Source organism: Candidatus Poribacteria bacterium, from assembly GCA_009839745.1.
GTDB lineage: Bacteria > Poribacteria > WGA-4E > WGA-4E > WGA-3G > WGA-3G.
Window position 1 is genome coordinate 79393 of sequence record VXPE01000005.1, and the last position, 8341, is coordinate 87733.

At 47.2% G+C, this 8341-nt stretch carries 8 protein-coding genes; 6 read left to right on the forward strand and 2 right to left on the reverse strand.

The window, feature by feature from the left end; genetic code table 11:
• The first annotated feature begins 46 nt into the window (after window positions 1-46).
• The 5 genes from F4X88_01195 (at window position 47) to F4X88_01215 (ending at window position 5175) form a co-directional block, all read left to right on the forward strand.
• Entirely contained in the window at window positions 47-1186 is a 1140-nt protein-coding gene (locus F4X88_01195; protein ID MYA54886.1) for a hypothetical protein, read from the forward strand.
• Between the two features lie 4 nt (window positions 1187-1190).
• Window positions 1191-2150, forward strand: coding sequence for a manganese transporter (locus tag F4X88_01200; GenBank protein ID MYA54887.1), 960 nt, complete (start codon window positions 1191-1193; stop codon window positions 2148-2150).
• A gap of 153 nt (window positions 2151-2303) precedes the next feature.
• Complete coding sequence (locus F4X88_01205) at window positions 2304-3044, forward strand: metal ABC transporter ATP-binding protein (GenBank protein ID MYA54888.1); 741 nt, start codon at window positions 2304-2306, stop codon at window positions 3042-3044.
• 32 nt (window positions 3045-3076) lie between these two features.
• Window positions 3077-4033 carry a metal ABC transporter permease gene (locus F4X88_01210; GenBank protein ID MYA54889.1) on the forward strand — a complete coding sequence of 319 codons (957 nt, stop codon included), beginning with the start codon at window positions 3077-3079 and terminating at the stop codon, window positions 4031-4033.
• 32 nt (window positions 4034-4065) lie between these two features.
• A complete protein-coding gene (locus tag F4X88_01215) occupies window positions 4066-5175 on the forward strand; it encodes a metal ABC transporter permease (GenBank protein MYA54890.1) in 1110 nt (369 codons plus the stop codon).
• A gap of 60 nt (window positions 5176-5235) precedes the next feature.
• Here F4X88_01215 and F4X88_01220 read toward each other — a convergent pair whose 3' ends face one another.
• Together F4X88_01220 and tnpA are read right to left on the reverse strand one after the other, a co-directional pair.
• Window positions 5236-6474: an IS200/IS605 family element transposase accessory protein TnpB gene (locus tag F4X88_01220; GenBank protein ID MYA54891.1), complete on the reverse strand. Its 1239-nt coding sequence runs from the start codon at window positions 6472-6474 to the stop codon at window positions 5236-5238.
• Complete coding sequence (gene tnpA / locus F4X88_01225) at window positions 6474-6887, reverse strand: IS200/IS605 family transposase (GenBank protein ID MYA54892.1); 414 nt, start codon at window positions 6885-6887, stop codon at window positions 6474-6476. The genes F4X88_01220 and tnpA overlap by 1 nt, the downstream gene beginning before the upstream one ends.
• A 425-nt stretch (window positions 6888-7312) precedes the next feature.
• On the opposite strand from tnpA, the gene F4X88_01230 reads away from it, so the two are divergent.
• Entirely contained in the window at window positions 7313-8293 is a 981-nt protein-coding gene (locus F4X88_01230; GenBank protein ID MYA54893.1) for a hypothetical protein, read from the forward strand.
• The last annotated feature ends 48 nt before the right edge of the window (window positions 8294-8341 follow it).

Sequence of the window (8341 nt, forward strand, 5' to 3'; positions counted from 1 at the left end):
CCTCTTAACCGACAACTGACGACTGACGACTGATAACCATAAAAAAATGGAACAACAAAAACAAGATCGACCCGATGGTAAAACAATCAAGATATGGAAAGGCCATTTACAAGATGAAATTGACGCCGGTTTCCTTTATAGTGTTTTCGCCCGTCTTGAATCCGATCCGAAGCGGAAGGACATATTAAGTGGACTCGCCGGCGTAGAAAATCGACATGTCATACGTTGGCGGGAAATGCTGACGAATTACGATATAAAGGTAAAAAAGTACCGTCCAACATTGAAAGCAAGGTTGATGGCGTGGTATGCTCGACGGTTTGGTAGTGCGTTTCCACTCTCGCAGATGCTCGGTGAAGAGGCGGGTGAGGTTAAGGACTATCTAACACTTCACAGGAACAGCACTTTGGCGGACGCAAAGGAAACAGCACTCATTTTAGCCAGGGAATCTGCGATGCATACAGAAAGTTTGCAGGAACTCACTGGAACGACTGAGGAACCGTGGCATAAAACTGAATCTGGAGGGATGGTCGGCAACATTGTTTATGGATTTAACGACGGCTTAACGGCAAACTTCGGTTTAGTTGCGGGAGTCATCGCTGCGACATCAGATATCTCCACGATTCTTGTGACGGGTATCGTTGGGACGGTCGCGGATGCGCTTTCTATGGGGGCTTCGGGGTATCTTGCCGCGAAAAGTGAGCAAGAGGTGTATGAACACGAAATCGAGGTCGAAAGAGAGGAAATTCGCCTCATGCCTGATCTTGAAGAGGAGGAACTCGCCCTTATTTATGCAGCACGAGGTATCCCCGAAGAACAGGCGCGCGCGCTTGCCAAAGAAGTGATGAGCGACCCGGAAAGAGCACTCGAAGAGAAAATTCAAACCGAACTTAAAATCGGGGAAGTCTATGCAACCCCGATTAAAGAAGGTTGGATTACAGGACTCGCAACTGCTATTGGTGCTTTCATTCCTGTCGCACCCTTCCTGTTTACAGAGGGCATGCTTGCCATCTGGATATCGTTTACACTTGCGATGTGCTCCCACTTTGCTGTCGGGGCTGCCCGGAGTCTTTTCACTGGACGCGGTTTGTTTCGCAGTGGGATTGACATGTTCATTGTAGGGCTTGGGGTCGCAGGTGTTGGTTACCTCGTTGGTGAACTCTTAGAACACTTCTTTTTTGGGAATTAAAATCATGCACAGACTATACATATCACTCTTTCTAATAGGCATATTTGTGTACACCGGATGCGATCCAAAACAGCAGCCTGATGCTGCTGCTGGAGATAAGCTTCGGGTCGTCACGACGATCGGCATGATTACCGATGTTGTGAAAAATGTTGGGGGTGAACGCGTTGCGGTCACAGGATTAATGGGACCCGGGGTCGATCCACACCTCTATAAAGCGAGTGCCGGGGATGTGCAGCGGTTAACTTCGGCACAACTCATTTTCTATAACGGACTGCACCTTGAATCGAAAATGGGTGATATTCTTGCTAAAATGTCAGGAAATACGAAAACTGTTGCTGTAACAGATGCCGTTGACCGGAGCCTGCTGCTGACACCCCCGGAATTTGAAGGGCAATACGATCCGCACTTATGGTTTGATGTGACACTTTGGATAAAGGCGGTGGGGAAAATTCGCGATACGCTCAGTGAGTTCGATTCGGACAATACACTCATGTATTGGAGCAATGCCGAACGCTACCTCGCGAAACTCGTGGAACTGCATGAATATGTGAAGGCACAGTCGGAACGCGTGCCATCTGAACAACGGGTGCTCGTAACAGCGCACGACGCCTTTAACTACTTCGGGAAGGCTTATGGATTTGAGGTGCGCGGACTACAAGGCATTAGCACTGCAACAGAAGCAGGTATCGCTGATGTTCAAGAATTGGCGACCTTTATCGCGGAGCGGCGCATTCCTGCAATTTTTGTGGAATCGTCTGTTTCCTCGAGGAGTCTTGAGGCTGTCCGAGCGGCTGTGAGCTCAAAAGGATTTGATGTGAAAATTGGGGGGGAGCTTTTCTCGGATGCTATGGGCGACGACGGAACGCCTGAAGGTACCTATATAGGGATGGTCCGGCATAACATTGATACGATTGTGACTGCCCTCATTGGAGAGACATCCACCGATTCGATGGTGGGACATTAAGTAGGTAGAAAAGTAGGTAGAACAAGATCCGTAGCCCGTAATATTGGCCCGCCTGTCTCCTTTATAGGGGACCTGCGATAGGCGGGCGGATATACGGAAAGGCACTTCAATATCCAAACCTAACGTATTGAACCGCAAGGTAAAATTAAAAGCATGCAAGCATCCGAAGCGAAAGCCATTGAAGTAACAGATCTAACCGTTGCCTATCAAGAACAACCCGTCTTGTGGGATGTTGACCTTGATGTGCCGCCTGGGGTACTGCTGTCGATCGTCGGTCCGAACGGAGCAGGCAAAACGACGTTGATCAAGGCTATTTTGGGGTTAGTACGTCCCGCTGCAGGCAACGTCTTGATTTACGACAAACCTTATGAAGCACAACGCCGGATTGTTGGGTATGTCCCTCAACGGGGAACGGTTGACTGGGATTTCCCAACAAATGTGCTGGATGTCGTCATGATGGGGCGTTACGGCGCGCTCGGATGGATGCGAAGACCCGGGAAGCAGGAGCGGGAACTCGCCATGCAGGCATTGGAGAAGGTAGGCATGGAGGCGTATACCACTCGGCAAATCAGTCAACTCTCCGGCGGGCAACAACAGCGTGTTTTCCTGGCACGTGCCCTCGTTCAAGACGCTACGGTATACTTGATGGATGAGCCTTTTCAAGGCGTTGATGCTACCACAGAACGCGCAATTGTAACCCTACTTCAGGAACTCCGAGAAAAGGGGAAAACGGTCGTCGTAGTGCATCACGATTTACAGACGGTAACCGACTATTTCGATTGGGTAATGCTCTTGAACATTCGCCGGATCGCGAGTGGTCCGGTTGCGGAAACGTTCACATCTGAAAATTTGCGGACAACTTATGGCGGTCGCGTCGCTTTTATAACAAAATAGAGGATCAAAAAAGCCAAAGCGTGTCGCACGTAATGTATGCGACCGAATCGCAAGGTAAAATTAAAAATTTGAGTATTCTAATCCATTTTGATTATACACTCATGATTGTCGCTATCGGTGCTGCCTTACTTGGCGCTGTGAGCGGGACACTTGGCACTTATGCTGTTTTGCGCCGGCAGAGCCTCCTCGGCGATGCGATCTCGCATGCCGCGTTGCCGGGTATTGCAATCGCATTTCTGCTGACGGGAAGCAAAACGCCTCTGATTTTGGTTCTCGGTGCAGCAGTTGCCGGGTGGCTCGGCACGCTCTTCATTTTGAGTATCGTGAGGTTGACGCGTATTAAATACGATAGCGCGCTTGGGATCATACTCTCCACTTTTTTCGGGTTCGGTTTAGTGCTACATACACTCATTCAGCGGACCGGTAATGCGAATCAAGCAGGGTTAGATACGTTTCTTTTCGGACAAGCCGCTACAATTCTGGAGAGCGATGTTTTAACAATAGGGATACTCGGAGGCATTGCAATCGTCATCATGCTTGTCTTTTGGAAAGAGTTGAAGTTGCTGATTTTCGATGAAGGTTTCGCTGCATCGCTTGGGTTTCCGATTCGTGCACTTGACATTCTGTTGACGAGTCTTCTCGTTATAGCAATCGTGCTCGGTTTGCAAGCCGTCGGTGCTGTCCTGATGAGTGCGATGTTGGTCGCGCCAGCAGTCGCCGCTCGGCAGTGGACGGATAAACTGAGTGTGATGATGTTGCTCGCAGCATGCTTTGGGGCACTCGCCGGTGTGAGTGGGACGATTATCAGTAGTAGTGCTTCACGCATCCCGACCGGTCCAACGATTGTGTTGTGTGCAACGGTTGTGGTGGGATTCTCGATCGTTCTTGCTCCGAATCGTGGACTGTTATGGAACTCGCTTCGGTATCAACGAAACAAACGTAACCTCAAGATGCTTGGGAGGCAACTTTTCCAGAGCGAGGAGCAGTAGAAGGCACCCGCACCGCAAGGAACATTAGAAGAATGATACAAGAGCATCTTGATATCCAATTCATTGCGATTGTCACAGCAGTGGCATGTGCCTTGCCGGGTGTGTTCTTAGTACTGAGGCGGATGACTTTGATGAGCGATGCCATTAGCCACGCAATTCTCCCCGGCATCGTCCTCGCCTTTTTTCTCACAGAAAGTTTGTCCTCGCCGCTCCTGATTCTCGCCGCTGCGGGAACAGGGGTGCTCACCGTTGTTTTCGTTGAATTGCTGCAACGGACGAAACTCGTGAAAGAGGATGCCGCTATTGGATTGACCTTCCCCGCCCTTTTCAGCATCGGGGTGATCCTGATTTCTCGATTTGCGGGCAATGTTCACTTGGATATGGATGCCGTCCTCCTGGGTGAACTCGCTTATGCCCCGCTTAACCGATTAGATATTTTCGGATACGATGTGGGTCCCGTATCTGTATATGTAATGGGCACGATCCTGCTGCTGAACCTTACCTTTATTCTGCTATTTTACAAAGAATTGAAGTTAGCGACCTTTGACGCAAGTTTAGCCGCTACGTTGGGGTTCGCACCTACCTTGATTCACTATGGACTGATGACATTGGTATCCGTTACAACCGTGGGAGCGTTTGATGCGGTTGGTTCGATATTGGTTGTTGCGCTCATCGCTGGACCGCCTGCTACGGCGTATCTCATCACAAACAGGCTTTCGTTGATGCTCATCCTGAGTGCGGTTATTGGGAGTGTGAACGCTGTAAGTGGCTATTGGCTCGCGTATCTCTTTGATGTTTCTATTGCGGGGGCGATTGCGACAATGACGCTCGTCGTGTTCGGACTAATTTTTTTAGCGGTTCCGAACCGTGGACTTATTGCCATCGCGCGGAGGCGGACACGCCAAAAATGGGAGTTTGCCCAAACGATGTTAGTCATTCATCTCTTTAATCACGAGGGACTCCCGGAGGCTGAAGCTGAGTCAGAGGTAGCACACCTCCACGAGCATCTCCGTTGGGATCCTTCTTTCGCAAGCCAAGTCGTAAAATATGCCTTGAATAACCAGTGCGTCTCTCAAGAAGAAACGCAGTTAACGCTGACGGAACGCGGACGCGCCGTAGCACAACAGGCACTTGTGCACTGACAGACTCCGAAGCCTAAGGCGTTGGGGTTCTTTTGTTCCTTGTAGAAACATTCCTCGTGTTTAAGACGAGGCAACAGGGACTTTCAGTCGAAAGCCCAAGGGCGGTGTCATCCGGGTAACACCCATTTCCGCCACTACGGGGACACCGAAGTGTCCGAGATACTTTTGACGAATGTTGATTGCTCCTACACCATCTCGGTGATATTTGAATCCACAGGGACAAGTGTAGTTTCGGTTTGTAGGTTTCTTTCGGTTGCCACATTGCGGGCAAGTTTGGGAGGTATATGCCTCGTCTATTTGTTTGACAGTGATACCCACACATTTTGCTTTGTAGGTAATCAACTCTGTCACTTTACCAAAAGCCCACTGGTGAAGTTTCTGGTTAGCACGTTTGCCATAGTCAATGTTTTTTCGGATACCGGTGAGGTCTCCAAGGACAATCGTGCCGATACCCCTTTCTTGGCAGAGAGAAATAAACTTTGTGGTATGTTTGTGGAGAGCGTCCTTGATTTGAGCGTCAATCTTTCGGATACGTTTCCACTTGCGGCGTATGAGTTTCCACCAGCGTTTAGAGTGGCGTTTACAGCGACTGATAGCCTGATTGAACTCAGCAAGCACTTTGTTTCTGTGTCGGTATAGCGAGCGGATATACCGTCCATTATAGATTTCGGTGTGCTGTCCGTCGTGACTCACAATCGGGTGTATTTCGCCAATATCAACACCAACGACACCGCTATTCCTTTCGGGAGGTTCTATAGATTGATTGTAGGTGAAATGAAGCTCCCAGTGTCCATGGTGATAGACGAGATCAATCGTAGCAATGTGGTGAGAATTTGACAGATTAAAAGAACTCGGGAGCGGAATATCTAATACAGGTCTATCTTTGCCCATAGAGAGGTGTAGCCGTTTTCCAAACAGGCTGCCTTCTACAAACGTGATAGCAGATGTCTTCCAGCGGGTTGTCCGATAGGTTTTTCGTTTATTTGGAGGTTTCGGCTTTTGAATACCACCGGTCTTTTTGAGAACAGCATAGGACTTCCAAGACTTGAAATAGGATTCGCGGACGGCTTGTCTGCTTTGAGAATGCAATGGGTGTGATTTTGAAAGTTTTTTGTCTATCCACCCTTCGCAATCCTTACCGATGTAGAAGTCATGGTGTGCATGTAGGTAACCTCTGTGCCATTGATACATTGTCATGAGATCACAACACTGATTCCAAACAGCGGCAGATGCTGTATTGATTTCAGAGAATATGGATTGCGATTCTATTTTGAGACGTTGTGTTCTAACGGATTTCATTACACACCTTTTTGATTCTCAATATATTGCTTTAGAGCTTCAAGTGTCACGCTGCCAACACTTCCAACGAACTTTGAACGCGTCCATAGACAGGGTAATCTTCGTGTGAGTGTAGGAAACTCATTGCGTAGCACTTTGGCTGTATACCCTTTGATTTTACCGATTACACTTGTAACCGAAATATTAGGTGGGATACTCACAAGTAAATGTATATGATCGGGCATACTGTCAACTTCTCTTACAACATACTGATATGCCTCTTGTTGTTCAAAAATCAATACTTTTAACCGCTCTTGGATTTCGGGAGACAGAACAGAACGACGATATTTCGTACACCAAATAATATGGTATTCACAAGCATATGTCGTTGTTTCTGTTGAAATGTATTTGTGGTCAGTGTTAGCAATATTCATACTATTTATTATAGCATAAAGAATAGGTATTATCAAGTCAATTTGTAAAAAATATTAGTTTTTAGATATGTCAAATGATTCGCCGCTACTACATCCCAAACCTAAAGGATTGGGTTTTGTAGCGGAAGATTTGATAATTAGTTTAATTTGCAGGTCATTCACTGGCTATAACCTTAAATCTAAAATAGGGATGATGTGTAAGGAGAGTAACAAATTGCCTAAATAACCTTATTGTAAAGGTGTATTGGAAGACGCTCTGTTGCTGCTACCCTGGCTATTGAGACTGTGAATTAGTGTAACATATTCCAATTGGGATTTGACAGATTGTGTTAATGGGTATATAATTGGATAAATATACTCTCTGGTGAGTCAACAATCTGGAGCATGATTCCGATTTGATTTAAACAGGATTTCATAAGTATAACATGCTGCACGAAGACATTATTACAGCCAAAATTGTAGATATACTCGAGGCGATGCGGAGCACGTGGAACATAGAATCACAGAATACACAGACGTTCCTCCGTGAGAACCAGCGACCTGACCTGACAGTTACAGAATCGGGTCGTGACTCTGTCGTCATAGAAGTGAAAGTAGACGAGCCCAATGCTCCAAACCTTAGTGGAGAAGCACAAGCACGAGAACACTTGGGCAGACAACTCATATCATACGAACGCGTGACTACTGTAATGGCTCTGCGATTGCCATATTGGTTTCGGTGTATATCACATCGCGACTTAGAGGATGCTCTCCGCGATGCCAACGATCTTCATTATGTTCTACTTAGTGGTGATACTCTTGGGGATATCCATCGCTTTCCAAATAAAGGTTGGATTAGAGGAAATCTCATAGACATCGCGACTGCTATTCGTATCGGTGCTATTCCAATTTCCAAGGTTGCCAGAGCAGCTTATGATTTAGAATATGGTGTGAATGAGACTGCGATCCTGTTAGAAGCTGCGATACATGAACGTCCAGGAATTGGGCGGCAGCTTGAAGAAATTCTTCACCAAGAAGCGTGTGAGCAAACCTCACGGATGGCGATGTTAATTATTACAAACGCTTTCGTCTTTCAAAGTTCGCTTGCAGGGACAGACGATATGGAAGGTGTGCTCTCACTCAGGCAACTCCGAGGCATGGAAGAACGATTGAATGTTGACAACGTTTTAGAAGCTTGGGACAGAATTCAACAGGTCAATTATCGCCCTATCTTCGACGTTGCCTATCAACTCATCCTTGCGTTGGCAACTGATGATAGACTGGTAGGAAGAGTCCTGTGGCTCTTACGAAATACAGCACAGCGACTTGTTGACAGAGGGTTGGAGCACGTCCATGAACTCGCGGGAATCGTGTTTCAACGTTTGATTGTGGACAGGAAATTTATCAAAACTTATTACACAACGTGAGTTTGATAAAAGTTTAGTCTTTAGAAAAGCACGGGTAAATCGTTGACT